This window comes from Achromobacter xylosoxidans (genome assembly GCF_001457475.1).
GTDB lineage: Bacteria > Pseudomonadota > Gammaproteobacteria > Burkholderiales > Burkholderiaceae_B > Achromobacter > Achromobacter xylosoxidans.
The window spans coordinates 1,047,457-1,074,316 of sequence record NZ_LN831029.1 but is presented as its reverse complement, the minus strand read 5'-3'; the positions used below and the strand labels follow the sequence as shown (position 1 = coordinate 1,074,316).

The window sequence follows — 26,860 nt, the reverse complement described above, 5'->3', positions numbered from 1 at the left end:
GCCCCTACGAGGCAACCCGCGCGCGGCGCGCGCCGGCGAATGGCGCGCGCATCTGCGCCAGCATCACGCCGGCCAGCGCCATCGCGCCGCCAACGATGTGGAACAGGTGCGGTTTCTCGTCCAGGAACAACGCCGCGATCGCCACCGTGGCCACCGGCATCAGGTTCAGGAACACGCTGGCGCGGGCCGGCCCCAGGTGGCGCACGCCCTGCATCCACAGGAACGGCGCGAACAGCGACGGGAACAGGCCCGCATACAGCACCAGCGGCAGGTTCTCGGCATTGAGCGGCGAGGCCGGCGCCATCAGGAAGGTGGGCAACTGGAACAGCACGCCGAACGCCACCTGCACGTACAGCGACACCCACGGTCCGGCCGGCAGGCCCCAGCGCCGCAGCAGCACGCCGTACAACGCATAGGCCAGCGCGGCCACGCCCATCAGCACGTCGCCATGGTTCGCGCCCACCGACAGCAGGCGCGCCGGATCGCCTTCGCCGATCAGCAACGCCAGCCCCGCCAGCGACAGCAGGCCGCCCAGCAGCGCCATCAGGGAGGGACGCTCGCGCAACACCACGGCGCCGACCGCGATCGTCAGCAACGGAATCATCGCGGTGATGATGCCCATGTTGGTGGCGGTGGTGCTGCTGGCCGCCACATAGGCCAGGCCCTGGTACAGCGCCATGCCCAGGCCGCCCAGCACCGCGAACTTGGGCAGGTAAGGCCACAGCGCGCGCCGCTGGCGCCAGGCGGCCGGCAGCGCGAACGGCGTCAGCAGCAGCCCGGCCAGCGCCCAGCGGTAAAAGCCGATGGCGGCCGGCGCGATCACGCCGGCCGCCATCTTGGTCACGATCATGTTGACCGACCAGATCAAAGCCGCCAGCAGCGGGAACAACAAATAGCGAGCCGGGGTGGGCGAAGCATCTGCGCGCGTCATGGAACAACTGCCAAAACAGGATTACGGCTGGCCAGTGTAGGATTTGTCCGACTTGATGTATATAATGAAAAACCGACAAACGCCAGTGAACTTCGGACATGGACCTCGCCGTATCGCCGCCCAGCCTTGGCCCGGGCCGGCCCTATCCGCTGGCCTGCCGTATCCTGCACTTCCTGCCGCACTCGCGCGTCCAGCGCCACAGCTCGCCCTGGGGCGAACTGAATTTCGCCCTGTCCGGCATCATGGAAATCGGCATCGAGGACAGCACCTACCTGTCGCCGCCCCAATACGCCATCTGGATACCGCCGCGCGTCTCGCACTGCTGCCAGAACCAGGGGGAAGTGCACTACGCCTGCATCGACATTCCGGCCGCCGCCTGCGCCGACCTGCCCGCCAGGCCTTGCACGCTGGGGATCAGTCCCGTCATGCGCGCCATTCTGGCCGACTTCGAACGGCGCGGCATCGCCTATCCAGATACGCCGGAAGACCGGCGCCTGGCGCAAGTGGTCATCGACCAGATCCGCGTCGCCCCCGCCTACGCCAGCTACCTGCCGTCCGCGACCGAACCCGTGCTGGCCCCCATCCTGACCGCCCTGCAACGCCAGCCTGGCGACAAGCGCGGCGCCGCCTACTGGGCCGCCACCGCCGGCATCACCGAACGCACCCTGCTGCGCCACTGCCAGCAACACCTGGGCATGTCGTTCAACGAATGGCGCCAACGCTTGCGCGTGGTCAGTGCGCTGGAAATGCTCGACGCCGGCCAACCGGTACAGGCCGTATCGCGCGAACTCGGCTACAGCACGCCGTCCGCCTTCATCGCCATGTTCCAGCGCCTGACCGGCCAGTCCCCCGACAGCGCCCGCAAGCGCGCCGCCGCGCCCGCCTGAAACGCGCGTAATCCAAGCGCCCGATGCACGCCGCGCGCGATCGCGAGACAATAGCGTCTGCATTTTTTTCGTAACGCCGTCCCCGCGGCATCATCGCGCCAGGAACCCCCATGTCCGCCTCCGCCACGCCCCCGCCTTCCCTGACCCACTTCAGCGCGACCGAACTGGACATGCTCGCCAAGACCGCCGACGCCCTCAGCGCCTACCTGGGCAAGCCCGTCCTGGCCGAAGTCGTGCTGGGCGAAGAAGGCACCGAATGGGTCACCTACGGCGTGCCCATCGACGAAAACGCCGAACCCGACGAAGACCAGACCCACGTCCAGCTGGGCGGCCCCGGCGCCCGCCTGCTCGGCAACCGCGGCGGCCTGCCCCAGAGCGGCGACGACACCTACGACTGCCTCTACCTCTGGGCCATCCAGATCTCGCTGAACGAAGGCGAACGCTTCATCAAGCTCGACCACGACGGCGAGGAATCCGCCTGGTCCGACAACCTGGAAGATGTCCTGCCCTTCGCCCTGACCGAGGAACCCCTGCCCGACCCGGATGAGGAAGACGAGGAAGAAGACGACGAGGACGAGGACGACGCCCACGACCACGCTCACGACCACAACGATCCGGGTCATCGCCACTGAACCAGCAGGCGGGCGGCAGGCCCCAATGAGCCGCCCGCCACCAAGCAAAAAGGGCTTCCCAAAAGAAGCCCTTTGCCAAAACCACTCTCCCGCGACACCGCCCCGCCAAAAAAGCGGGCAAGCGAGCAAGCCAGCACCACCTCGACGCCCCACCCCTCAGACGCTGCAACGGGCCGCCCGCGCGGCCCCGTTGCAGCAGCCCCGCAAGACGCTCCTCCCTCACGACAGTGTCGGCAAAAACGCCAAGCACACCACTCTCCCAAGCGCCCGTCATGAGTCGCCGACGCGAGTCTGTCGCGGCGCGGGGCGGGGTGCGCGGGGCGTGTAGATGCGCCCGACGGAATCTGAAGGGAAGGCCGAAGGCCTGGACGAAGATGAGGAAGGGGTAGTCCGGAGCGAAGGCTCCGGACCGCAATCGTAGCCCCGCGCACCCCGCCCCGCGCCGCGGCAGACGCCTCAAGAACCCCTTACAAGGCCAGCAAGCAAAAGATCACCCCGCAATCCGCCCCTCCTCCACCGCATGGCAAGCCACCACCGCCACTCCCGCCACCCGAGCCACAGGCGCCTCCCCCCTGCACCGCTCATTCGCATGCGGACACCGAGGATGAAACGTGCACCCCGACGGCGGATTCAACGGATTCGGCACTTCCCCCGCCACCGCAGTGCGCGGCTTCCCGGTCCCATCGATATCCGGAATCGCCGCCAGCAGCATCCGCGTATACGGATGCCGCGGCCGCGCGAACAGCTCGTCGCGCGGCGCCACCTCCACCATCCGCCCCAGATACATCACCCCGACCCGATCGGCCACGTGATGCACCACCGCCAGATTGTGCGAAATGAACAGATAGGTCAGCCCCAGCTCGCGCTGCAGGTCCTTCATCAGGTTCAGCACCTGCGCCTGCACCGACACATCCAGCGCCGAGGTCGGCTCATCGCACACCAGGAACTCCGGATTCACCGCCAGCGCCCGCGCGATCGAAATGCGCTGGCGCTGCCCGCCCGAGAACTGGTGCGGATAACGGCTCTGGTCGGCCGGATCCAGCCCCACCTGCCTGAGCAGATCGCCGACCCGCGCCGTGCGCTCGGCCGGCGTCATTTTCGTATGCGTCAGCATCGGCTCGGCAATGATGCGGCCGACGCGCCAGCGCGGATTCAGGCTCGCGTACGGATCCTGGAAAATCATCTGCAGCCGCTTGCGCAGCTCGCGCCCGCCCGGCTCCGACATGCGCGACAGCGGCTGGCCGTCGAAACGGATGTCGCCACGCGTCAGCCCATACAGCCCCACCAGCATGCGCGCCACCGTCGACTTGCCGCAGCCCGACTCGCCCACCAGCGCCAGTGTCTCGCCCCGATTGATCTCGAACGACACGCCGTCCACCGCGCGCAGCATCACCCGCGGCTTGCCCGCCAGCTTGCGCTCCAGCCAGGGCGGCGACACATCGAACCAGCGCGCCGCGTCCTTCACTTCCACCAACGGCGTGCTCATGGCGTCACCTCGACTTCGTTTTCATGCAACCAACAGGCCGCGCGGGACGTGCCCGCCGGCATCAGTTCGGGCCGGTCCTGGCCGCAGCGCGGCAGGCGCCGGCCGCAACGCGGATTGAAGGCACAGCCCGGCGGAATCGCGTTCAGGCGCGGCATGCTGCCATCGATCTGCACCAGCCGCTCGGCATGCCCTTGCAGCGACGGGATCGATCCCATCAGCCCCATCGTGTACGGATGGCGCGGCTGGTGGATGACGTCGCGCACGGGGCCGATCTCGGCCACGCGTCCCGCGTACATCACCGCCACCCGGTCCGCCGTTTCCGCGATCACGCCCATGTCGTGCGTGATCAGCATCACCGCCGTGCCCTGCTCGCGGCACAGGCGCTTGAGCAGCTCGATGATCTGCGCCTGGATCGACACGTCCAGCGCCGTGGTCGGCTCGTCCGCCACCACCAATTTCGGCTCGGCCGCCAGCGCCAGCGCGATCACCACACGCTGCCGCATGCCGCCCGAGAACTGGTGCGGGTAATGATCGATACGCTCGCGCGCCGCCGGGATGCCGGTGGCCGCCAGCAGCTCGACCGCGCGGTTGCGCGCCTGCGACCAGCTCATGTCCAGATGCGTCACGATGGTCTCGGCCAGTTGCCGGCCCACCGTGTACAGCGGATTCAGGGAGGTCAGCGGATCCTGGAACACCGCGCCGATCTCGCGGCCGCGCACGCGGCGCATCTGCTCGTCGGGCAGGTTGTCGATACGCCGGCCCGCCAGCAGGATCTCGCCGGCCGCGATGCGGCCAGGCGGTTCCAGCAGGCCGATGATCGACGCGCCGGTCAGCGACTTGCCGGCGCCCGATTCCCCCACCACGCCCAGGACTTCGCCCGCCTGGATCGAAAAGGACACGTCGTCCAGGGCGCGTAGCGTGCCGCGGCGCGTCGGAAACTCGACGCGCAGATTGCGGACTTCAAGTAATGCGCTCATGGGTATATCTCTAATTCAGGCGTGGATTCAATGCGTCGCGCAGCCAGTCGCCCAGCAGGTTGACCGACAGCACCAGCAGCACCAGCGCCGCGCCCGGGAAGATGGTGATCCACCATTCGCCGGAAAACAGGAAATCGTTGCCGATGCGGATCAGCGTGCCCAGCGACGGCGCCGTCGGCGGCACCCCAACCCCCAGGAACGACAGCGTCGCCTCGGTGATGATGGCGGTCGCCAGGTGCACGGTGGCCAGCACCAGCACCGGCCCCAGCACGTTGGGCAGCACGTGGCGGAACATGATGACGGGCGAAGCCACGCCGATCACGCGCGCCGCCTGCACGTATTCGCGGTTCTTTTCCACCAGGGTCGAACCGCGCACCGTGCGCGCGTACTGCGGCCAGCCGGCCAGCGCGATGGCGCCGATCAGCACCGGGAACGCGATGATCTCGTGCAGCTCGCGCGGCACCGCCGCGCGCGCCACGCCATCGATCAGCAGCGCGATCAGGATCGCCGGGAACGACAGTTGCACGTCGGCGATGCGCATGATGAAGGCATCGATGCGTCCGCCGGCGTAGCCCGAGATCAGCCCCAGCACGATGCCGATCAGCATCGACAGCAGCACCGAGGCCAGGCCGATCAGCAGCGACACGCGGGTGCCGTACAGGATCGCCGAATACAGGTCGCGGCCCTGGCTGTCGGTGCCCAGCAGATAGGTCGACTGGCCGTTGGGCGACCAGGCCGGCGGCAACAACGCGTCCAGCAGCTCGACCTTGGTCAGGTCGAACGGATTGTGCGGCGCCACCCAGCCGGCGCCGAAGGAACCGATCAGCAGCAGCGCCAGCATGACGGTGGCGACGATAGCCACGGGCGCCCGGCGCCAGGCCCAGGCAATGTCGCTGTCCCACCAGCGTTTCAGAACGGCGCGCATCAGTGGCCACCTCCGCCGCGGGTCAGCCCGGAGCGCAGGCGCGGGTCCACGACAAAATACAGAAGATCGACGATCAGGTTGATCACCACGAACACCAGCGCGATCAGGCACAGGTACGCGGCCATCACCGGCACGTCGGCGAATTGCACCGCCTGGATGAACAGCAGCCCCATGCCGGGCCACTGGAACACCGTCTCGGTCACGATGGCGAAGGCGATGATGCCGCCCAGCTGCAGGCCGGTGATGGTGATGACGGGCACCATGGTGTTCTTGAGCGCGTGGCCGAAATGGATGGCGCGCCGCTTCAGGCCGCGGGCGCGGGCGAACTTGATGTAGTCCGAACGCAGCACCTCCAGCATTTCGGAGCGCACCAGCCGCAGCACCAGCGTCATCTGGAACAGCGACAGCGTGATCGACGGCAGGATCAGGTGCTTCCAGCCATTGGCGGTGAACAGGCCCGAGGTCCACCAGCCCAGCGCCACGGTGTCGCCACGGCCGTAACTGGGCAGCCAGCCCAGTTGCACCGAGAACACCAGGATCAGCAGGATGCCGATCAGGAAGGTCGGCAACGACACGCCCAGCAGCGAACCGGCCAGCAGCAGCTGCGACAGCAGGCTGTTGCGCTTGAGCGCGGTGTACACGCCCAGCGGCACGCCCACCACCAGCGCCAGCAGGGCCGCCACCAGGGACAGCTCCAGCGTGGCCGGCAGGCGCGACTTGAGCAGGCTCGAGACCGGTTCGCTCTGGCGCAGGGAAATGCCGAAATTGCCCTGCGCGGCGTTGGCCACGAAATGGCCGAACTGGACGATGGCGGGCTCGTTCAGCCCCAGGCGCTCACGCAGCTCGATGCGCTCGGCATCGGTGGCGTCCTGCCCCAGCATGATGGTGACAGGGTCGCCGACGTATTGGAAAAGCACGAAGGCCAGTAGCGCGACGGTGAGCATCACCGCTACGGCCTGCAACAGGCGACGCAGTATGAAAGCAAACATAGGCGGGAAAGGCAAAACGGCGAAGCCCCGCGGGGCTTCGCTGTCTGGTTAGCCGGGGCGGGGTCAGTCGACCTTGACCCAGTCGGCAACGAGGCGGTTGTCCGCGCGGTGGATCACCGACACGTTCTTGCGCATGGCCCAGGGAATGACCTGGTCGTGCAGCGGGATGTGGCCGAATTCCTTGGCATGCACTTCCAGCACCTTGTGGATGTCGGCGTCGCGCTTGGCCGCGTCGGTTTCGGTCTTGATGCGGTCGATGATCGCGTCCAGTTCCTTGTTGCTGTAGTTGCCCAGGTTGTACATGCCGTCCGCGCCCTCGCCCTTGGTGCGGATCAGGTTCTGCAGCGTGTACATGGCGTCGAACGTGGGCACGCCCCAGCCGAACAGGTAGGCGCTGGTGTCGGAGCTCTGCACCTTGGGGAAGTAGGTCGAACGCGGCATGGCGTTCATGGTCGCCTTCACGCCCACCTTGGCCCACATGCCGACCACGGCCTGGCAGATGGCTTCGTCGTTGATGTAGCGGTTGTTGGGACAGTCGAGCGTGAAGTTCAGGGTGCCGTCGTAGCCGGCTTCCTTGAGCAGGGCGCGGGCCTTTTCGGGATCGTAGGGCACGCGCTTGTGCAGCGACTCGGTCCAGCCGTGGACCTGCGGCGCGATCATGGTGCCGGTGGGCGCCGACAGGCCGCGCATCACGGCGCGCTTGATGGCGTCGACGTCGATGGCGCGGTACAGCGCCTCGCGCACGCGGATGTCCTGGAACGGGTTCTTGCCCTTGATGTTGGAATACTGCAGCTCGGGACGCTTCTGGTCCAGGCCCAGGTAGATGGTGCGGTACTCGTTGCCCTCGACCACCTTGGCCGACTGGCGCAGGCGGTCCAGATCCTGCGCGGCCGGGTCGAGCACGAAGTCGATCTCGCCGGACAGCAGCGCCGCGGTGCGCGTGGCGTTCTGCTTGATCGGCGTGAACACCACTTCGGTCACGTTGCCGACCTTGCCGGCCTTGTTCCACCAGTCCTTGTTTTCTTCGAACACGGTGCGCACGTCGACTTCGCGCGACTTCAGCTTGTACGGGCCGGTGCCGTTGGTGTTGCGCGCGCCGTAGGTCTCTTCCTTGTTGACGAAGTCCTGCGGCTTGGCGATGTTGTTCTTCTCCGACCAGGCCTTGTTCATGATGAACACGTTGGGCAGCTGGCGCAGCAGCACCGGGTTGGGCGCCGTGGTCTCGATCTCGACCGTCAGGTCGTCGATCTTGCGCGCTTCCTTGATGCCGGTGGTGTAGGCCTTGTAGTTCGAGGTGGGCGCCATGGCGCGATGCACCGAGAACACCACGTCGTCGGCCGTGAAGGCGGCGCCGTCGTGGAACTTGACGCCGGGACGCAGCTTGAAGCGGTACAGCGTGGGCGAAACCTGCTGCCATTCGGTTGCCAGGCGCGGCACCACCTTGAAGTCCTTGTCGTAGTCCACCAGCGGTTCATAGACATAGCTGTTGGCGGCGATCGTCATGCCTTCGTTCTGCGAGTGCGGATCGAAGGTGAGGATGTCGCCCTGGGCGGCCCAACGGAAGGTCTTGGCCTGCCCGATCGAGGGCACGGCCACGGCGGCGGCGATCGCGATGGCAATCAAAGTGCGGCGCATGGTTCAACTCCTGACTGTAGTCTGAATACCGGCGCGATATTGCCTAGCGCCAAGACCCGCGTCAATTAAGGGTTTATGCGTACCGGAGGGGGTTTTCCCAGGGAGAACCTATTTAGGGACGTATAAAAATATGACAAAAAAATCGCTGTTCTCTTGATGTAAACGGTGTTCACCCGACCGCAACGCGCCTCATCAAGGGCTCGGCCCCTGGCGGCCGGTGCCGCCCTACTCGTCGGCCTCCAGCGGCAGGTCGAGCGGCACATGCTCGGTCATCAGCACCCGCAGCATGTCAATCAGCAGGGCGGCCTTTTCTTCGCCGAAAGGGGCCAGCACCGCCTTCTGGTGCTGCTTCGCCTGCTCGCACAGCGCGGCAATGAGGTTACGGCCCTTGGTGGTGATGCAGACCCGGGTCTGGCGCCGGTCGGCGCGCACCCCGTTGCGCGCCACCAGCCCTTCGGCCTCCATGCGCTGCACCACCTTGCTCAGCGTCGGCTGCTTGGTGATGGCCAGCACCGCCAGGTCGCCGATGGTCTCGCCCGCGCTGCCTTCCAGGCTGGCCAGCACCCGCCATTCGGTGACCGACAGGCCGGCCGCCTTCACCTGCTGGTGGAACTCCGCCGAAATGCGCTGGCTGGCCTGCGCCAGCAGGTAGGCCAGGTAGTCGTCGACGAACCGCGCGCCGCCGGCCAGGGTATCGCCGTGCTTGTCCGACCGCATGTTGTTCTGCTCCCACGCATCAATATTGAATAGGCGACCCGAGGCCGGCAGGCGCATTGCACCACGTTGGCGCCGGCCTGCGCCATGACGCGGCGCAATGCTGTTGCGCAGCACAGGGTATACCCCGAATCGCAACCCGTTTTTGCACCATCAAAGCGCCTTTTCCCGGCCCTTCGGATAGAGAACAACCAGTATATACACCCTTGTTTTAGCGTGATATTTTTTTGATTCCATGAAATTTCATCTTTTTTGTTGACAGCTAAAACGTTGACTCCTAAAGTATTTTTCAGAGCGAAATTTCGTGACATGGGCGTGCTGCGCAGCAGCATGGCTTCGGGACCCGGATGCCGGTCCGCGTGGAGGAGTTCGAGATGGCTGAAAGGTCTTTCAAGAAAGAAGTCCAGCAGTTGCGCATCGGCGCTGGCGAAGAGTTCCGCGGCGAGGGCATCCTCGCGGTCACCAAGGCGCTGCTGCAATCCGGGGTGGGCTACGTCGCGGGCTACCAGGGCTCGCCCATCTCGCACCTGATGGACGTGCTGGCCGACGCCAACGACATCCTGCAGGAACTCGGCGTGCACTTCGAGGCCAGCGCCTCCGAGGCCACTGCCGCCGCCACGCTGGCCGCCTCGGTCATGTACCCGATCCGCGGCGCGGTCACCTGGAAATCCACCGTCGGCACCAACGTCGCCTCCGACGCGCTGGCCAACCTGGCATCGGGCGGCGTCACCGGCGGCGCGCTGGTCATCGTCGGCGAGGACTACGGCGAAGGCTCGTCCATCATGCAGGAACGCTCGCACGCGTTCGCCATGAAGTCGCAGATCTGGCTGCTCGATCCGCGTCCCAACCTGGAAAGCATGGTCAAGGCGGTGGAAGACGGCTTCGCGCTGTCGGAAGCCAGCAAGACGCCGGTGATGCTGCAACTGCGCATCCGCGGCTGCCACGTGCACGGCCGCTTCATCGCCAAGGACAACCAGCGGCCGGCGTTCTCGCTGGCCCAGGCGCTGGAAAGCCCGGCGCGCGACACCAGCCGCATCGTGCTGCCGCCGGCCTCGTTCCTGCACGAGCAGGAAAAGATCAAGGAGCGCTGGCCCGCCGCCATCCGCTATATCAAGGAACACAAGCTCAACGAGCACTTCGACGGCGACCAGGACGACATCGGCCTGATCCTGCAGGGCGGCCTGTACAACGGCGTGATCCGCGCCCTGCAACTGCTGGGCCTGGCGGACAACTTCGGCAACAGCCGCATTCCGCTGTATGTGATGAACGTGGCCTACCCTGTCATCGAAGACGAGGTCATCGACTTTTGCCGCGGCAAGCGCGCCGTGCTGCTGCTCGAGGAAGGCCAGCCCGATTACCTGGAACAGGCCCTGCACGCGGTGCTGCGCAAGGCCGGCGTCGATACGAAGCTGTCCGGCAAGGACGTGCTGCCGATGGCCGGCGAATACACCACCCAGGTGATGCGCGACGGCCTGCGCGAATTCCTCAAGCGCGAGCGCCCCGAATCGCTGCAGACCCATCCCGCCGTGGCCGCCGACAGCGCCGCGGCGGAAACGACGTTGCAGGTCACCGAGATCACGCGGCCCAAGCCCGCGCCGCGGCCGGCCGAACAGCCCATCACCTTCCACAAGCACGTCGCCGAACTCGCCGCGGTGGTGCCGCCGCGCCCGGCCGGCTTCTGTACCGGCTGTCCGGAACGGCCGATCTTCTCGGCCCTGACGCTGGCGCAGGAAACGCTGGGCCAGCACCACATTTCCTGCGACATCGGCTGCCACCTGTTCTCGATTTTGCCGCCGTTCAACCTGGGCGCGACCACCATGGGCTACGGCCTGGGCGCATCGAGCGCCGCGGCCTTCAACGTGCCGGCGGCCAAGCGGCCCATCTCGATCATGGGCGACGGCGGCTTCTGGCACAACGGCCTGGCCTCGGGCATCGGCAACGCGGTGTTCAACAAGTACGACGGCGTCATCGTCATCGTCGACAACTTCTACGCCTCGGCCACCGGCGGCCAGGACATCCTGTCCTCGCGCGCCGAGAATCCGGACCGCTCCACCAACAATCCCATCGACCAGGCCGTGCGCGGCGTGGGCGTGAAGTGGGTGCGCACGCTGGACCGCACCTATGACGTCGCCAAGGTGCGCGCCACCATCGAGGAAGCGCTGACCACCGACGTCAAGGGCCCCAAGGTCATCATCGCCCAGTCGGAATGCATGCTGAACAAGCAGCGCCGCATCAAGCCGCTGTTCAACCAGGCGGTCAAGGCGGGCAAGCGCGTGGTCAAGGAACGCTTCGGCGTCGACCCCGACGTCTGTACCGGCGACCATGCCTGTATCCGGCTGTCCGGCTGCCCGTCGCTGACGGTCAAAGACAGCGGCGATCCGCTCAAGGAAGATCCGGTGGCCCACGTGGAGAGCAGCTGCGTCGGCTGCGGCAACTGCGGCGAAGTGGCGCACGCCGCCGTGCTGTGCCCGTCGTTCTACCGCGCCGACATCGTCCACAACCCCAGCGGCCGCGACCGTTTCCTGGCGCGCCTGCGCCAGGGCGTGATCGGCTACCTGCAGCGCCGCCGCGAAGCGCGCCTGGCCAAATTCGCCCTGTGAGGACCCGCCCCATGAACCCGGTGGCATTGCAGCAAGGCACTCCCATCAAGATCGCCATCCTGGCCATGGGCGGCCAGGGCGGCGGCGTGCTGGCCGACTGGATCGTCGACATGGCCGAGCACGCCGGCTGGTGGGCCCAGACCACCTCGGTGCCAGGCGTGGCGCAGCGCACCGGCGCCACCATCTATTACCTGGAACTGCTGCCCGAGTCCGACGTGACGCGCGCCGGCCGCCCGCCGGCGCTGGCGCTGATGCCCACCCCGGGCGACGTCGACCTGGTGGTGGCGGCCGAGCTGATGGAAGGCGGCCGCGCCATCCAGCGCGGGCTGGTGACGCCCGACCGCAGCGTGCTGATCGCCTCGTCGCACCGCAGCTACGCGGTCAGCGAAAAATCGGCCCCCGGCAACGGCATCGCCGATCCCAACAAGGTGCTGGAGGCCGGCCGCGCGGCGGCCCGCCGCTTCCTCTGCTTCGACCTGCAGGACCTGGCCGACCGCGCCGGCAGCGTCATCAGCGCCAGCCTGTTCGGCGCCGTGGCCGGCAGCGGCGCGCTGCCGTTCTCGCGCGACGACTTCGAGGCCACCGTGCGCCGCGCCGGCGTCGGCGTGGACGCCAGCCTGCGCGCCTTCGCGCTGGGCTTCGAGGCCGCCGACCAGGCGCCCGCGCAACCGGCCGCGATCGATCTGGCGCGCCCGGTCCCTGTCGTGCCCGAGCGCGCCGCCAGCCCGAGAGCGCAAGCCTTGCTCGACCGCATCACCCGCGACTTTCCCGCCTGTGCGCAGCCGATGCTGACGGCCGGCGCGCGCCGCCAGATCGAATTCCAGGACCTGGCATACGCCGAGGACTACCTGGCCCGCATGGCCGCGATCCGCGAACTGGACGCGCGCCACGGTGGCGAATCGAAGCAATGGGCGCTGACCTGTGCCGCCGCGCGCTACCTGGCCACCGCCATGGCCTATGACGACGTGATCCGCGTGGCCGACCTGAAGACGCGAGGCAGCCGCTTCGAGCGGGTGCGCGCCGAAGTCGGCGCCAAGCCGGATCAGCTGGTCTACACCACCGAATTCATGCACCCGCGGCTGGAAGAGATCTGCGGCACGTTGCCGGCCGGGCTGGGCCGCTGGCTGGAACGGTCGAAGGCCTTCGGCGGCTTCGTCGAACGCCGCCTGGGCAAGGGCCGCCGCATGCAGAGCGGCACGCTGGGCGGCTTTCTGATGCTGTATGCGCTGGCCGGCATGCGCCGCTTTCGGCGCCGCACGCTGCGCCACCAGATCGAATCCGAAGGCCTGACGCAATGGCTGGACCTGATCGCCGACCTGGCGCCACGCGACTACGACCTGGCGGTCGAGACGGTGAACTGCCGCCGCCTGGTCAAGGGCTACAGCGACACCCACGCGCGCGGCGGCGGCAAGTACCGCCAGCTGATCGCGGCCGCCGCCAAGCTGGCCGGCCGGCCCGACGCGGCGGCTTCGCTGCGCGCCTTGCGCCAGGCCGCGCTGGCCGACGAGAAATGCGGCCCCATGGAACGCCAACTGGCCGAGAAACTGGCCGCCTGACATCGAGATAGAGACGAACGCCGTGCAAACCCTGAAACTCATCGTCCGTGAAGTCCGGCAGGAATCGCCGCTGATCCGCTCGCTGCGCCTGGCGCGCGAAGACGGCGGCGCCCTGCCCGCCTTCGGCCCCGGCGCCCACCTGAAGGTCAGCGTGCCGGGCCTGCGCGAACCGCGCTGCTACTCGCTGGTGCAACTGGCGCCGGAAGCCGGCCGCTTCGCCGAACCCGTCGAATACCGCCTGGGCGTGCGGCTGGAAGAAGCCAGCGCGGGCGGCTCGCGCCACATGCATGGCCTGGCAGTGGGCGACACGCTCAGCGTCGAAGGGCCAAAGAACGATTTCCCGCTGCACGAGGGCCCGGCCGGCGACGAGCCGGTGGTGCTGATCGCCGGCGGCATCGGCATCACGCCGGTGGCGTCGATGGCGGCGGCGCTCAAGTCCGCCAACCGCGCCTTCGAACTGCACTACAGCGGCCGCAGCCGCGACCAACTGGCCTTCCTGCCGGAACTGCAGGCGCTGGCCGGCGACGCGCTGGTGCTGCACGCCGACGATGATCCCTCCTGCCGCTTCGACCTGAAGGCGCTGCTGGACGCCGCCAGTCCACGCCAGCATCTGTACGTCTGCGGTCCCAAGGGCCTGATAGACGCCGTCATCCAGGAAGCGCGCGCGCGCCACTGGCCCGACGCCCACATCCATTTCGAACTGTTCACCAGCGCCGCGCCGCAGGCCGGCGACCAGCCCTTCGAGGTCGAGCTGCGCCAGTCCGGCCGGGTGCTGACCATTCCCGCCGACAAGACCATCGTCGAGGTGATGGAAGAAGAAGGCTGCGACCCGATGTACGACTGCAAGCGCGGCGAATGCGGCGTTTGCCAAGCCACCGTGCTGGAAGGCGAGCCGGACCACCGCGATTACTACCTGTCGGATACCGAGAAAGCCAGCGGCAAGATCATCCAGATCTGTATCTCGCGCGCCAAGTCGGCGCGCCTGGTGCTGGACCTGTAGGCCGGGCGCGAGAAGAGGAGACCACGATGGTCAAATACCGCGACAACCCCGATGCCATCCGCGCCTTGCTGCGCGAGACCGAGGTGCACAAGGACCTGTTCATCGACGATGAACTGTTCGACCTGGAGATGGAACGGCTGTACGCCAACACCTGGGTCTACGTCGGCCACGACAGCCAGGTGCCCAACCCCGGCGACTACATCACCACCACCGTCGGCAACCAGCCGGTGGTGATGGTGCGCCACAGCGACCGCTCGGTGCGCGTGCTGCACAACCGCTGTCCGCACAAGGGCACCATGGTGGCGGGCGACGCCTGCGGCAACACCGGCAAGTTCTTCCGCTGTCCCTATCACGCCTGGACCTTCAAGACCGACGGCAGCCTGCTGTCGATCCCGCTGAAAAAGGGCTATGAGAACACCGGCCTGGAGCAGTGCGAGGCCAGCCAGGGCATGGCGGCGGTGAAAGACGTGCGCAACCACCGCGGCTTCGTGTTCTGCCGCCTGAATCCCGTCGGCCAGTCGTTCGAGGACTTCTTCGGCGACGCGCTGTCGACGCTGGACAACATGGTCGACCGCTCGCCCGAGGGCCGGCTGGAAGTTGCCGGCGGCGTGCTGCGCTACATGCACCGCTGCAACTGGAAGATGCTGGTCGACAACCAGACCGACACCTGCCACCCGATGGTGGCGCACGAATCATCGGCCGGCACGGCGGTGAAGGTGTGGGAACAGGCCCCGGCCGGCACGCCCAAGCCGATGGCGGTGGAACTGTTCGCGCCGTTCATCTCGCCCTATGAGTTCTTCGAGAACATGGGCATCCGCGTCTGGGAAAACGGCCACGGACACACCGGCGTGTCCGATTCGATCCACGCCGCCTATTCGGGCATTCCGGGTTACTGGGAGTCGATGGTCGCCGCCTACGGCGAGGAGCGCGCCCGCCAGATCCTGGGCGACGTGCGCCACAACACCGTGTACTTCCCCAACATCATGGTCAAGGGCCCGATCCAGACCCTGCGCGTGTTCAAGCCGATCGCCGCCGACCGCACCCTGGTGGAGTCGTGGACCTTCCGCCTGGTCGGCGCGCCCGACCTGCTGCTGGAACGCACCCTCATGTACAACCGCCTGATCAACGCGCCCACCTCGGTGGTCGGCCATGACGACCTGGAGATGTACGAGCGCGCCCAGGACGGCCTGCAATCGCGCGCCCGCGACTGGGTCAACGTCGGCCGCCTGTACGACCCGGCCGAGCTCGGCCAGAAGAACGTCACCACCAACGGCACCAACGAATGGCAGATGCGCAACCAGTACCGCGCATGGGGCCGCTACATGACGGAGCAGGCATGAGCTTGAGCGACCGCGACCTGATCGATTTCGTCTACGCCGAGGCGCGCCTGCTCGACGAGCTGCGCTTCGAGGACTGGCTGGATCTGTACACCGAGGACGGCCACTACTGGATGCCGCTGGCCCACGGCCAGACCGACGCCCGCCTGCACGCCTCGCTGATGTACGAGGACAAGCTGCTGCTGCGCGTGCGGGTCGAGCGCCTGGCGGGCCAGCGCACCTTCTCGCAGCAACCCAAGAGCCGTTGCCATCACCTGCTACAGGCGCCCACGGTCGAACGCGACCATCCCGACTCGGCGCCCGGGCAGGGTCGCCATGTGGTGCGCACCGCCTTCCACTACGTCGAAACGCGCCAGGACGCGCAGACCCTGTACGCCGGCTGGGCCACGCATCATCTGGTCGAGCAGGACGGCGCGCTGCGCATCCGCCTCAAGCGCGTCGACCTGGTGAACTGCGACGCCGCATTCGGCAACATCCAATTGTTCATGTAGGAGCGGCTTGTGAGCCCCACCGTCCACCAGGCTTTTCTGGACACCGCGGCCCGGCATGGCGCCCGGCCCTTCCTGTGCATCCTGCCGGAAACCGCCGCCATCTATGGCATCGGCGCCGGCGAGCTGACCTACGCCCAGGCGGCCAGCGCCATCGAGACGCTGCGCGCGGCCTATGCCCGCGCCGGTTACGGCCACGGCCACCGCGCCGGCCTGCTGCTGGAAAACCGTCCCGCCTTCTTCCTGCACTGGTTCGCGCTCAACGCGCTGGGCGTGTCGGTGGTGCCGATCAATCCCGACCTGCGCGCGGCCGAACTGGAGTACCTGACCGGCCATTCCGAAATCGCGCTGGCGGTGGCCCTGCCCGAGCGCCACGCCGACCTGCTAGCCGCCGCCGAGCGCGCCGGCCGGCCGCTGCGCGTGATGGGGCCGGACGACGCCCCGCCCGCCGCGCCCTTCCCCGCGCCGCTGGCGGGCGAGCCGGATGAACTGACCGAGTGCGCGCTGCTGTACACGTCCGGCACGACCGGCCGTCCCAAGGGCTGCATCCTGCCGAACCGCTATTTTCTGCACGCGGGCGGCTGGTACGCCCGCATCGGCGGCCTGGCCGCGCTGCGCCCCGGCGAGGAACGCATGCTGACGCCGCTGCCGCTGGTGCACATGAACGCCATGGCCTATTCCGCCATGGCCATGGTGCTCACCGGCGGCTGCCTGATTCCGCTGGACCGCTTCCATCCCAAGACCTGGTGGGACAGCGTGCGCGACTCGGGCGCCACCGTGCTGCACTACCTGGGCGTGATGCCGGCGATCCTGATGAAGGCCGAACCCTCGGCCCGGGACAGGCAGCCGGCGATCCGCTTCGGCTTCGGCGCCGGCGTCGACCGCAAGCTGCATGAACCGTTCGAGGAACGCTTCGGCTTCCCGCTGCTGGAAGCCTGGGCCATGACCGAGACCGGCGCCGGGGCCGTCATCATCGCCAACCAGGAGCCGCGCCACATCGGCAGCAGCTGCTTCGGCCGCGAAGAGGACGACGTAGAGGTGCGCATCGTCGCCGACCACGGCGGCGAGGCCGCGGCCGGCGAGCCGGGCGAGCTGCTGGTGCGCCATGCCGGCGATGACCCGCGCTACGGCTTCTTCGCCGGGTACCTGAAGGACGCCGAGGCCACTTCGCAGGCGTGGGAGGACGGCTGGTTCCACACCGGCGACATCGTGCGCCGCGAGGCCGACGGCGCGCTGCGCTTCGTCGACCGCAAGAAGAACGTGATCCGCCGCAGCGGCGAGAACATCTCGGCCGTGGAAGTCGAAAGCGTGCTGCTGCAGCATCCGCTGGTCAAGGCCGTAGCAGTGGCCGCCGTGCCCGACCCGGTGCGCGGCGACGAGGTGCTGGCCTGCGTGGTGGCGGAAACCGCGCCCGCCGACGCCGCCGCCCGCGCCGACGCGGCCCGCGACATCGTGCAGTGGAGCCTGCAACAGCTGGCCTATTACAAGGCGCCCGGCTACGTCGCCTTCGTCGACAGCCTGCCGCTCACCACCACCAACAAGATCCAGCGCGGCGAAATGAAGGCGCTGGCGCCGACCCTGCCAGGCACGGCCAGCTGCGTCGACACCACCGCCATGAAGAAGCGCCAGGAGCCCGCCCGATGAGCACGCCGCGCGCCCGCTACGACGGCGTGGTGGCGGCCCTGCCCGTCAGCATTCCGTATGAGCGCTACTCCACCCATGCCGCGCATTGGTGGCTGGGCCGCGCGCTGGGCGCGCTGATCCGCCAGGCCGGCATCGCCAAGACCGACGTCGACGGCCTGTGCGTGTCCAGCTTCACGCTGGCGCCGGACACCGCCGTGGGCCTGACGCAGCACCTGGGCATGAGCCCGCGCTGGCTCGACCACATCCCCATGGGCGGCGCCAGCGGCGTGGCCGCGCTGCGCCGCGCCGCGCGCGCGGTGCAGGCGGGCGACGCCGGCATCGTCGCCTGCATCGCGGGCGACACCAACCAGGTCGACTCGTTCCGCAACACCGTCAGCCAGTTCTCGCGCTTCGCCCAGGATGCCGTCTACCCCTATGGCGCCGGCGGCCCCAACGCCAGCTTCGCGCTGCTGACCGCGCACTACATGCGCAGCACCGGCGCCACCCGCGAGGACTTCGGCAAGGTCTGCGTGGCGCAGCGCGCCAACGCCCTGCGCTATCCGCACGCGCTGATGAAAAAGCCGCTGACCCTCAAGCAATACCTGGACGCGCGCGTCATCACCGACCCGATCCACCTGTTCGACTGCGTCATGCCCTGCGCCGGCGCCGACGGCTTCCTGGTGATGAGCGAAGACCGGGCCCGGGCGCTGAAGCTACCCTACGCCCGCATCCTGTCCACCATCGAGCGCCACAACGCCTGGATCGAAGATCCGATCCAGACCCGCGGCGGCTGGACCATGGACGTCGACGAACTCTACGGCATGGCGGATGCGGCCCCGGCCGACATGGACTTTCTGCAAGCCTACGACGACTACCCGGTCATCAACCTGATGCAGATGGAAGACCTGGGCTTCTGCGCCAAGGGCGAGGCGCCGCAATTCGTGCGCGCCAACACCTTCACCGTCGACGGCAGCTTCCCGTTCAACACCAACGGCGGCCAGCTGTCGGTGGGCCAGGCCGGCGCCGCCGGCGGCTACCTCGGCATGGTCGAGGCGCTGCGCCAGCTGACCGGCACCGCCGGCGGCACGCAGGTGGCCGACGCGCGCCTGGGCCTGGTCAGCGGCTTCGGCATGATCAACTACGACCGTGGGCTGTGCACCGCCGCGGCCATCCTGGCCAGGAGCGACGCATGACCGAGCCGCTAGCCAAGCCGCCGCGCAAGAATCCGGTGGCGCGCACGCGCCAGCCGACCCTGCCGCCGGGCGCCCGCAGCCGCGCCGCCCTGGGCCTGACGGCCGCGGCCGCCGAAGGCCGCTTCGAACTGCAGACCTGCGCCGATTGCGGCGCGGTGCAGTACCCGCCGCGCGAAGTCTGCGGCCATTGCCTGTCGGAACGCCTGCCGTGGCGGCCGGTGGATCCCAACGGCGTGCTGCTGGTCAGCACCACGCTGCACCACAGCAACGACCTCTATTTCCGTGAACGCCTGCCGTGGCGGGTGGGCACGGTGCGCATGGACGCCGGCCCGTCGGTGGTGGCGCACGTGCACCAGGATTGCGCCGACGGCGCCCGCGTGCGGCTGGCGCTCAAGCTCGACCGCGGCGGCCAGGCCGTGATGATCGCCCTGCCCGAAAGGAATACACCCAATATGGAAGACGACAAGACCCTGCGCGAGACCTCGTGCGATCCGAAATTCCGCCGGGCGCTGGTCACCGACGGCAAGTCGGCGGTGGGCCAGGCGGTGGCGCGCGCCCTGCTCGACGCCGGCTGCCCGACCGTGTTCCTGGGCGATCCGCAGGCCTGGCGCCGCGACGCCGGCTTCGACGCGCTGGCGGCCGATCCGCGGGTGCAGGCGCTGGCGCTGGACGTGACCGACAGCGACTCGGTCGAGCGCGCCGCGGCGTCGATCGGCGGCAAGGTCGAGATCCTGGTCAACACCGCCGACCTGGAACGCGAAGGCGGCCTGCTCGGCCGCAAGGACGTCAACACCGCGCGCGACGCCCTGGACGTCAACGTGCTGGGCCTGATGCGGCTGGCGCAGGGCTTCGGCCCGGCGCTGTGCGGCCGCGCCGCCGACGGCGTCAACAACGCCACGGCCTGGGTCAACGTGCTGTCGATCTACGCCCACCTCAACCTGCCGGCGCGCGGCATGTGGTCGGCCTCCAAGGCCGCCGCGCTGTCGCTGGCGCAATGCCTGCGCGCCGAAATGCGGCCGGCCGGCGTGCGCGTGGTGAACGTGTTCCCCGGCCCGGTCGACCATGAATGGGAGCAGCGCACGCCGCCCCCGCGCGTGGCGCCCGCGGCCATCGCGAGCGCCATCGTGCGCGCGCTGAAGGATGGCGTCGAGGACGTGTACGTCGGCGACGTGGCACAGGAATTCCGCGCGCGGCTGGCGGAGAACCCCAAGGGACTGGAACGGGAACTGGGCGCCTGACGCCCCGACACGAAAACCAAAGGAGCAACAGATGAGCCAACCCATACTTGCCCAATTCATGACCGAACTGGTGTCGGGCCGCATCCGCCTGGTGGACCTGACCGAGACGCTGACGCCGGAATTCCCGACCATCGTGCTGCCGCCGGAATTCGGCCAGGCCTGGCCGTTCCGCATCGAGGAGATCTCGCGCTATGACGAGCGCGGCCCGGCCTGGTACTGGAACAACTTCTCCTGCTCCGAGCACACCGGCACCCACTTCGATGCGCCGGTGCACTGGGTCACCGGCAAGGACCAGCCCGACAACACCGTCGACACCATCCCGGTCGAGGCTTTCATCGCCGGCGCCAGCGTCATCGACTGTTCGGCCGAGGCGCGCGACAACCCCGACTTCCTGCTGACCATCGACTTCGTCAAGAAGTGGGAGGAAAAGCATGGCCGCATCCCGGCCCGTTCCTGGGTGCTGATGCGCACCGACTGGTCCAAGCGCGCCAAGCCGGCCGAATACCTGAACATGCAGGAAGACGGCGCCCACTCGCCCGGCCCCGACGCCGAGGTGGTGCCGTGGCTGATCAAGGAACGCGACGTGCACGGCTTCGGCACCGAGTCGGTAGGCACCGACGCCGGCCAGGCCCATCACCTGAATCCGCCCTACCCCTGCCACTACTTCATGCACGGCAACAACCGCTACGGCCTGCAGTGCCTGACCAACCTGGACCAGTTGCCGCCCACCGGCGCGGTGATCTTCTCGGCGCCGCTCAAGATCCGCAGCGGCTCGGGCAGCCCGCTGCGGGTGCTGGCGCTGGCGCCGCGCGCCTGAGCGGCCGCCAAGAACAACAGAACACAGGGGGATTCACCATGACGCAAACCAACGTCGCCATCGTCACCGGCGGCAGCGCCGGCATCGGCGCCGAAATCTGCCGCAGCATGCTCGACGCGGGCTACGAGGTGATCTCGATGGCGCGCCGCGCCGCCGACTTCAGCCACCCGCGCCTGCACAACGTGCAGGTGGACCTGCTGGACGCCGACGCCACCGCCCAGGCGGGCGCCGAGATCGCGGCGCGCTTTCCGGTCAGCCACGTCATCCACAACGCCGGCGTCATCTGGCCCAACCTGCTGCCGCAGGTGACCCAGGAGGAACTGCACGGCCTGACCCAGATCCACCTGGGCGCGGCCATCAGCCTGGTGCAGGCGGCCTTGCCCGGCATGCAGGAACGCCATTTCGGCCGCATCGTCATGATGTCCTCGCGCGGCGCGCTGGGCCTGCCCACCCGCACCGCCTACTCGGCCACCAAGGCCGGCATGGTCGGCATGGCGCGCACCTGGTCGCTGGAACTGGCGCCCTACGGCATCACCGTCAACGTGGTGGCGCCCGGCCCGATCCAGACCGACATGTTCTACGAAGTGATCGAACCCGGCAGCGAACGCGAAAAGCAGCTTGCCAACGGCATCCCGGTCAAGCGCCTGGGACGCTCGGACGACGTGGCGCGGGCGGTGATGTTCTTCGCCGACCCGGCCAACAGCTTTGTCACCGGCCAGACGCTGTTCGTCTGCGGCGGCGCCAGCGTCAGTTCCATCACCATCTGACCGGCGTCCCACGCATCCGCTTCGGGTTTTGACGGATAGGTAAGCACGCAGACCGCGTCTACAGTGCAGTGCCAGAAAGTTGAAACCAAAAGCAATTTCCGCGGTATCCGTTTTCTCCGTTTTCCAGCCGCACCCACTCTGCCCCCTATCCGGAGGTTTTGCCATGCTGTCGAAGAAACTCCCCCTGGCCGCCGCCGTGCTGGCCACGCTGGTCTCCCTGCCCGTCCTGGCCCAGGTCAAGGTCGGCGTGGTCACCTCGTCCACCGGCCCCACCGCGCTGGTCGGCATCCCGCAAAAGAACACCGTGCCGCTGCTGCCCAAGAAGATCGGCGACCTGACCGTGGAATACATCTCGCTGGACGACGCCAGCGATTCCACCAACTCGGTCACGGCCTTCAAGAAGCTCATCACCGAACAGAACGTGGACGCCCTGATCGGGCCGTCGGGCTCGCCCAACGCCATGGGCGTGATCCAGTTCGCCGCCGAGGCCGGCGTGCCGATGCTGGCGCCGGTCGGCACCGCCGCCGTGGTGCTGCCGATGAACGAGCAGAAAAAATGGGTCTTCAAGACCACCCAGAACGACGACATCATCGCCCGCGCGCTGGTCGACCACATGGCCAAGAGCGGCATCAAGACGGTCGGCTTCATCGGCCTGAACGATCCGTATGGCGAGAACTGGTACAAGGTGTTCTCCGGCCTGGCGGCCGAAAAGGGCATCAAACTCACCGCCAACGAGCGCTACCTGCGCTTTGACAGCTCGGTCACCGGCCAGGCGCTGAAGATCCTGGCGGCCAAGCCCGACGCCGTGCTGGTGGCCGCCCCCGGCGCCGCCAGCGTGCTGCCGCAGACGACGCTGTTCGACCAGGGCTACAAGGGCAAGTTCTACCAGACCCACGGCGCCGCGCTGCCCGACTTCCTCAAGCTCGGCGGCAAGAAGGTCGAAGGCACCGTGCTGGCCGCCAGCCTGATGCTGGTGCTGCCGGAAATGCCCGACAGCAACCCGTCCAAGAAGGTCGCCAGCGACTACATCGCCGCCTACGAAAAACTCAACGGTTCCAAGCCCGCCACCTTCGGCGCCAACGTCTACGACGCCGGCCTGCTGCTGGAAAAGGCCATTCCGCTGGCCGAGAAGGCCGGCAAGCCGGGCACCAAGGAGTTCCGCAGCGCGCTGCGCGACGCGCTGGAACAGACCCGCGAGCTGGTCGGCACCCAGGGCGTCTACAACATGAGCGCCGCCGACCACAGCGGCTTCGACGACCGCGGCCGCGAACTCATCACCGTCAAAGACGGAAACTGGACGCTAGTGAAGTAAGCCGGAGCAGGCCCCCCCCGAAGCGCTGCGCGCCTCCCCCCAGGGGGCATGCCTGCGGACCGGCAGAGCCGGCTCCGCGGCATCCCGATGGGCAACGTTCAAGCGGAGATGAAGTCGCTCCAATGTTTTTCCGTTCTATCCGGAAGTACCGATGAATGCTCAGATCGCCCTGATACTCGGGCAGGATGGCATCACCAACGGCGCCATCTACGCGCTGCTGGCCTTGTCCATCCTGCTGGTCTTTACCGTTACCCGCGTGCTGTTCATCCCCCAGGGCGAGTTCGTCGCCTTCGGCGCGCTCACCATGGCCGCGCTGCAGGCCGGCAAGCCGGTGCTGCTGGTGTGGCTGCTGCTGGCGTTCGCGCTGGCCGAGGCCGTGGCCGACCTGATGGCGCGCGCCAGGCGGCCGGGACGCCGCGCGCCGCTGTGGCGCATCGGCGCCAAGGTGGCGTATCCGCTGCTGCTGGCCGCGCTGTTCTACCGCCTGCCGCTGGCGCAGCTGCCGATGGCCGTGCAGGCGCTGCTGACGCTGCTGCTGGTGGTGCCGATGGGCCCGCAGCTGTACCGCCTGTTCTACCAGCCGATCGCCTCGGCCTCGACGCTGGTGCTGCTGATCGTGTCGATCGCCGTACACCTGGCGCTGGTCGGCCTGGGCCTGCTGGCCTTCGGCGCCGAGGGCGCGCGCACCGCGCCGTTCAGCGACGCCAGCCTGGCGCTGGGCCCGGTCAACGTCAACAGCCAGGCGCTGTGGGTGGTGGCCGTGTCGGCGCTGCTGATCGTGGTGCTGTACCAGTTCTTCGAGCGCTCGATGTACGGCAAGGCCTTGCGCGCGGCCGCCTTCAACCGGCTCGGCGCGCGCCTGATGGGCATTTCGCCGGTGTTCGCCGGCAAGGCCACGTTTTTCCTGGCGGCGCTGATCGGCACCGTCTCGGGCATCCTGATCGCGCCCATCACCACCATGTATTTCGATTCCGGCTTCATGGTCAGCCTGAAGGGCTTCGTCGGCGCCATCATCGGCGGCCTGGTGAGCTACCCGCTGGCCGCCGCCGGCGCCGTGCTGGTCGGCCTGATCGAGGCTTTCTCCTCGTTCTGGGCCAGCGCCTACAAGGAGATCATCGTCTTCACGCTGATCATTCCCGTGCTGCTCTGGCGTTCCCTGAAAAGCCACCACGTCGAGGAAGAAGAAGAATGACCCCGCGCCACCTCGTCCTCGTGTTCCTGGCGCTGCTGGCGGCCGCGCCGCTGGCGTTGCCGCCGTTCTACGTCACGCTGCTGAACTACATCGGCCTGTACGCCATGGTGGCGCTGGGGCTGGTGCTGCTGACCGGCGTGGGCGGCCTGACCAGCTTCGGCCAGGCCGCCTTCGTCGGCGTCGGCGCCTACACCACCGCGTTGCTCACCACCCGCGCCGACGCCCTGCCCGCCTGGCTGGCGTGGTTGGGCGCCTCGCCCTGGCTGACGCTGCTGGCAGGCCTGCTGCTGACCCTGGTGGTGGCCTACCTGCTGGGCGCCATCACGCTCAAGCTGTCCGGCCACTTCCTGCCGCTGGGCACCATCGCCTGGGGCCTGTCGCTGTACTTCGCCTTCGGCTCGGTCGAGGGCCTGGGCGGCCACACCGGCATCCCGGACGTGCCCGCCATCAACCTGTTCGGCTGGTCGCTGACGCAGGGCGATGAGATCTACTACCTGATCTGGGCCTTCCTGCTGGTGGCCATGTGGTCGACCAGCAACCTGCTCGATTCGCGCGAGGGCCGCGCCATCCGCGCCCTCAAGGGCGGCCGCGTCATGGCCGAGTCCATGGGTGTGGACACGGCCCGCTCGCGCATGGTGATCTTCATCATCGCCGCGCTGCAGGCCTGCGCCTCGGGCTGGCTGTACGCGCACATGCAGCGCTTCGTCAATCCCAACCCGTTCGGCCTGCAGATGGGCATCGAATACCTGTTCATGACCGTCATCGGCGGCGCCGGCCAGGTGTGGGGCGCGCTGGTGGGCGCGGGCGTGTTCACGGTGCTCAAGCAGTGGCTGCAGGACTGGCTGCCCAAGCTGCTGGGCCAGACCGGCAACTTCGAGGTGATCGTGTTCGGCTTCGGCATGGTACTGCTGCTGCACCGCTTCCGCGGCGGCCTGTGGCCGGTGCTGGCGCGCTGCGTGCCGGTGCGCAAGCGCCAGCGCCAGATCGACAGCCAGGCCGAACTGCTGCCGCGCAAGCCCATGCCGCCGCGCGGCGAGGTGGTGCTGAAGGCGGTCGACGTGACCCGCAAGTTCGGCGGCCTGGTCGCCAACAACGCCATGAACCTGGAGATCCGCGCCGGCGAGATCCTGGCGCTGATCGGCCCCAACGGCGCCGGCAAGAGCACCATGTTCAACCAGATCTCGGGCGTGGACACGCCCACCTCCGGCCAGGTCACGCTGCTGGGCCAGCCAGTGGCCGGCGCCGGCGCGCGCCGCATCGCCCGCCTGGGCCTGTCGCGCACCTTCCAGCACGTGCGGCTGCTGGGCCGCATGAGCGTGCTGGAGAACGTCGCCATCGGCGCCCACCTGCGCGGCCATCGCGGCGTGCTGCCGGCCGCCTGGCGGCTGGACCGCGCCGAGGAGGCCCGCCTGCTGGCCGAGGCCGCGCGCCAGGTCAAGCGCGTCGGCCTGGGCAAACACCTGCACGACGAGGCCGGCTCGCTGGCGCTGGGCCAGCAGCGCATCCTGGAGATCGCGCGGGCGCTGGCGTCGGATCCCTGCATCCTGCTGCTGGACGAACCGGCCGCCGGCCTGCGCTACCAGGAAAAATGCGAACTGGCCGAGCTGCTGAAAAAGCTGCGGGCCGAGGGCATGGCGATCCTGCTGGTCGAGCACGACATGGATTTCGTGATGGGCCTGGTGGATCGCGTGGTGGTGATGGACTTCGGCGAAAAGATCGCCGAGGGCCTGCCGGCGGAGATCCAGCACAACCCCGCGGTGCTGGAAGCCTATCTGGGCGGAGTGGAATGATGAGCGCGAAACTGCTGGAAGTGCGCGACCTGCGCGTGGCCTACGACAAGGTCGAGGCCGTCTCGGGCGTCAGCCTGTCGGTGGACGAAGGCAAGATCGTGACCGTGATCGGCCCCAACGGCGCCGGCAAGACCACGCTGCTGTCGGCCATCATGGGCGTGCTGCCCTCGCGCGGCGAGATCGTGTTCGGCGGCAAGCGCCAGGAGCACGCCGAGATCGAGGAAATGGTGGCGGCCGGCATGAACCTGGTGCCGGAAAAACGCGAGCTGTTCGCAGAGATGTCGGTGGAGGACAACCTGATGCTGGGCGCCTTCGACCGCTTCCGCCGCGGCCTGCGCGACCAGGACCAGACGCTGGCCGAAGTCTACGACCTGTTCCCGCGCCTGCGCGAACGCCGGGCGCAACTGTCGGGCACGCTGTCCGGCGGCGAACGCCAGATGCTGGCGGTGGGCCGCGCGCTGATGGCCAAGCCGCGCCTGCTGATGCTGGACGAGCCCAGCCTGGGCCTGGCGCCGCGCATTGTGCGCGAGGTGTTCCGCATCGTCGAGCAGTTGCGCGGCATGGGCGTGTCGATCCTGCTGATCGAACAGAACGCGCGCGCCGCGCTGCAGGTGGCCGATTACGCCTACGTGCTGGAAACCGGCGCGGTCACCCTGGAAGGCCCGGCCGCGCAGGTGGCGGAGGACCCGCGCGTGGTCGAGGTGTACCTGGGGTTGGGGCACGCCACGGCGGCGTCGGCGTAGCCGCGGCCAAGCGGACGGGCGCGGGCCC

General features: G+C 68.2%; 23 protein-coding genes. 16 read left to right on the top strand and 7 right to left on the bottom strand.

The features are described 5' to 3' along the window. Positions 1-4 precede the first annotated feature (4 nt). Positions 5-931, bottom strand: coding sequence for a DMT family transporter (locus tag AT699_RS04900; protein ID WP_020924995.1), 927 nt, complete (start codon positions 929-931; stop codon positions 5-7). A gap of 98 nt (positions 932-1,029) precedes the next feature. On the opposite strand from AT699_RS04900, the gene AT699_RS04895 reads away from it, so the two are divergent. Together AT699_RS04895 and AT699_RS04890 are read left to right on the top strand one after the other, a co-directional pair. Next, entirely contained in the window at positions 1,030-1,818 is a 789-nt protein-coding gene (locus AT699_RS04895; RefSeq protein WP_024067852.1) for an AraC family transcriptional regulator, read from the top strand. A gap of 110 nt (positions 1,819-1,928) precedes the next feature. Next, complete coding sequence (locus AT699_RS04890; RefSeq protein WP_024067851.1) at positions 1,929-2,450, top strand: hypothetical protein; 522 nt, start codon at positions 1,929-1,931, stop codon at positions 2,448-2,450. A 490-nt stretch (positions 2,451-2,940) separates the two neighbouring features. Here AT699_RS04890 and AT699_RS04885 read toward each other — a convergent pair whose 3' ends face one another. From AT699_RS04885 to AT699_RS04860, 6 genes are all read right to left on the bottom strand, one after another. Next, positions 2,941-3,936, bottom strand: coding sequence for an ABC transporter ATP-binding protein (locus tag AT699_RS04885; protein WP_024067850.1), 996 nt, complete (start codon positions 3,934-3,936; stop codon positions 2,941-2,943). Then, entirely contained in the window at positions 3,933-4,913 is a 981-nt protein-coding gene (locus AT699_RS04880; RefSeq protein WP_024067849.1) for an ABC transporter ATP-binding protein, read from the bottom strand. Before AT699_RS04880 ends, AT699_RS04885 begins: the two co-directional genes overlap by 4 nt. A gap of 10 nt (positions 4,914-4,923) precedes the next feature. Continuing rightward, on the bottom strand, positions 4,924-5,838 hold the full coding sequence (locus tag AT699_RS04875; protein ID WP_006388964.1) for an ABC transporter permease: 915 nt from the start codon (positions 5,836-5,838) through the stop codon (positions 4,924-4,926). Continuing rightward, complete coding sequence (locus AT699_RS04870) at positions 5,838-6,827, bottom strand: ABC transporter permease (protein ID WP_006388963.1); 990 nt, start codon at positions 6,825-6,827, stop codon at positions 5,838-5,840. The genes AT699_RS04875 and AT699_RS04870 overlap by 1 nt, the downstream gene beginning before the upstream one ends. Before the next feature lie 63 nt (positions 6,828-6,890). Next, positions 6,891-8,462: an ABC transporter substrate-binding protein gene (locus tag AT699_RS04865; RefSeq protein WP_006388962.1), complete on the bottom strand. Its 1,572-nt coding sequence runs from the start codon at positions 8,460-8,462 to the stop codon at positions 6,891-6,893. Positions 8,463-8,687: 225 nt separating this feature from the next. Beyond that, entirely contained in the window at positions 8,688-9,179 is a 492-nt protein-coding gene (locus tag AT699_RS04860; RefSeq protein WP_035183977.1) for a MarR family winged helix-turn-helix transcriptional regulator, read from the bottom strand. A 371-nt stretch (positions 9,180-9,550) separates the two neighbouring features. On the opposite strand from AT699_RS04860, the gene AT699_RS04855 reads away from it, so the two are divergent. From AT699_RS04855 to AT699_RS04790, 14 genes are all read left to right on the top strand, one after another. After that, complete coding sequence (locus AT699_RS04855) at positions 9,551-11,776, top strand: indolepyruvate ferredoxin oxidoreductase subunit alpha (protein WP_006388960.1); 2,226 nt, start codon at positions 9,551-9,553, stop codon at positions 11,774-11,776. Between the two features lie 11 nt (positions 11,777-11,787). Next, entirely contained in the window at positions 11,788-13,332 is a 1,545-nt protein-coding gene (locus AT699_RS04850) for an indolepyruvate oxidoreductase subunit beta family protein (protein WP_024067847.1), read from the top strand. Positions 13,333-13,354: 22 nt separating this feature from the next. Then, the gene (locus AT699_RS04845; protein WP_024067846.1) at positions 13,355-14,332 is read left to right on the top strand and encodes a PDR/VanB family oxidoreductase; all 978 of its coding nucleotides are present in this window, start codon (positions 13,355-13,357) and stop codon (positions 14,330-14,332) included. 26 nt (positions 14,333-14,358) lie between these two features. Further along, positions 14,359-15,672 carry an aromatic ring-hydroxylating dioxygenase subunit alpha gene (locus AT699_RS04840; RefSeq protein WP_024067845.1) on the top strand — a complete coding sequence of 438 codons (1,314 nt, stop codon included), beginning with the start codon at positions 14,359-14,361 and terminating at the stop codon, positions 15,670-15,672. Beyond that, positions 15,669-16,160 (top strand): aromatic-ring-hydroxylating dioxygenase subunit beta, encoded by a 492-nt coding sequence (locus AT699_RS04835; RefSeq protein ID WP_006388956.1) that lies wholly within the window; start codon positions 15,669-15,671, stop codon positions 16,158-16,160. The genes AT699_RS04840 and AT699_RS04835 overlap by 4 nt, the downstream gene beginning before the upstream one ends. Positions 16,161-16,169: 9 nt before the next feature. Next, the gene (locus AT699_RS04830; RefSeq protein WP_024067844.1) at positions 16,170-17,801 is read left to right on the top strand and encodes an AMP-binding protein; all 1,632 of its coding nucleotides are present in this window, start codon (positions 16,170-16,172) and stop codon (positions 17,799-17,801) included. Then, entirely contained in the window at positions 17,798-18,973 is a 1,176-nt protein-coding gene (locus tag AT699_RS04825; protein WP_024067843.1) for a thiolase family protein, read from the top strand. The genes AT699_RS04830 and AT699_RS04825 overlap by 4 nt, the downstream gene beginning before the upstream one ends. Then, entirely contained in the window at positions 18,970-20,211 is a 1,242-nt protein-coding gene (locus tag AT699_RS04820) for an SDR family NAD(P)-dependent oxidoreductase (RefSeq protein WP_024067842.1), read from the top strand. Before AT699_RS04825 ends, AT699_RS04820 begins: the two co-directional genes overlap by 4 nt. A gap of 31 nt (positions 20,212-20,242) precedes the next feature. Beyond that, a complete protein-coding gene (locus AT699_RS04815) occupies positions 20,243-21,028 on the top strand; it encodes a cyclase family protein (RefSeq protein ID WP_006388952.1) in 786 nt (261 codons plus the stop codon). Positions 21,029-21,066: 38 nt separating this feature from the next. Continuing rightward, positions 21,067-21,795, top strand: a complete 729-nt coding sequence (locus AT699_RS04810) for an SDR family NAD(P)-dependent oxidoreductase (protein ID WP_006388951.1) — start codon at positions 21,067-21,069, stop codon at positions 21,793-21,795. A gap of 163 nt (positions 21,796-21,958) precedes the next feature. Continuing rightward, positions 21,959-23,107 (top strand): ABC transporter substrate-binding protein, encoded by a 1,149-nt coding sequence (locus tag AT699_RS04805; protein ID WP_024067841.1) that lies wholly within the window; start codon positions 21,959-21,961, stop codon positions 23,105-23,107. 151 nt (positions 23,108-23,258) lie between these two features. Continuing rightward, a complete protein-coding gene (locus AT699_RS04800; protein ID WP_024067840.1) occupies positions 23,259-24,299 on the top strand; it encodes a branched-chain amino acid ABC transporter permease in 1,041 nt (346 codons plus the stop codon). Next, positions 24,296-26,089: a branched-chain amino acid ABC transporter ATP-binding protein/permease gene (locus AT699_RS04795; protein ID WP_024067839.1), complete on the top strand. Its 1,794-nt coding sequence runs from the start codon at positions 24,296-24,298 to the stop codon at positions 26,087-26,089. Before AT699_RS04800 ends, AT699_RS04795 begins: the two co-directional genes overlap by 4 nt. Beyond that, complete coding sequence (locus AT699_RS04790; RefSeq protein ID WP_035183829.1) at positions 26,089-26,832, top strand: ABC transporter ATP-binding protein; 744 nt, start codon at positions 26,089-26,091, stop codon at positions 26,830-26,832. Before AT699_RS04795 ends, AT699_RS04790 begins: the two co-directional genes overlap by 1 nt. Positions 26,833-26,860: the final 28 nt, after the last annotated feature.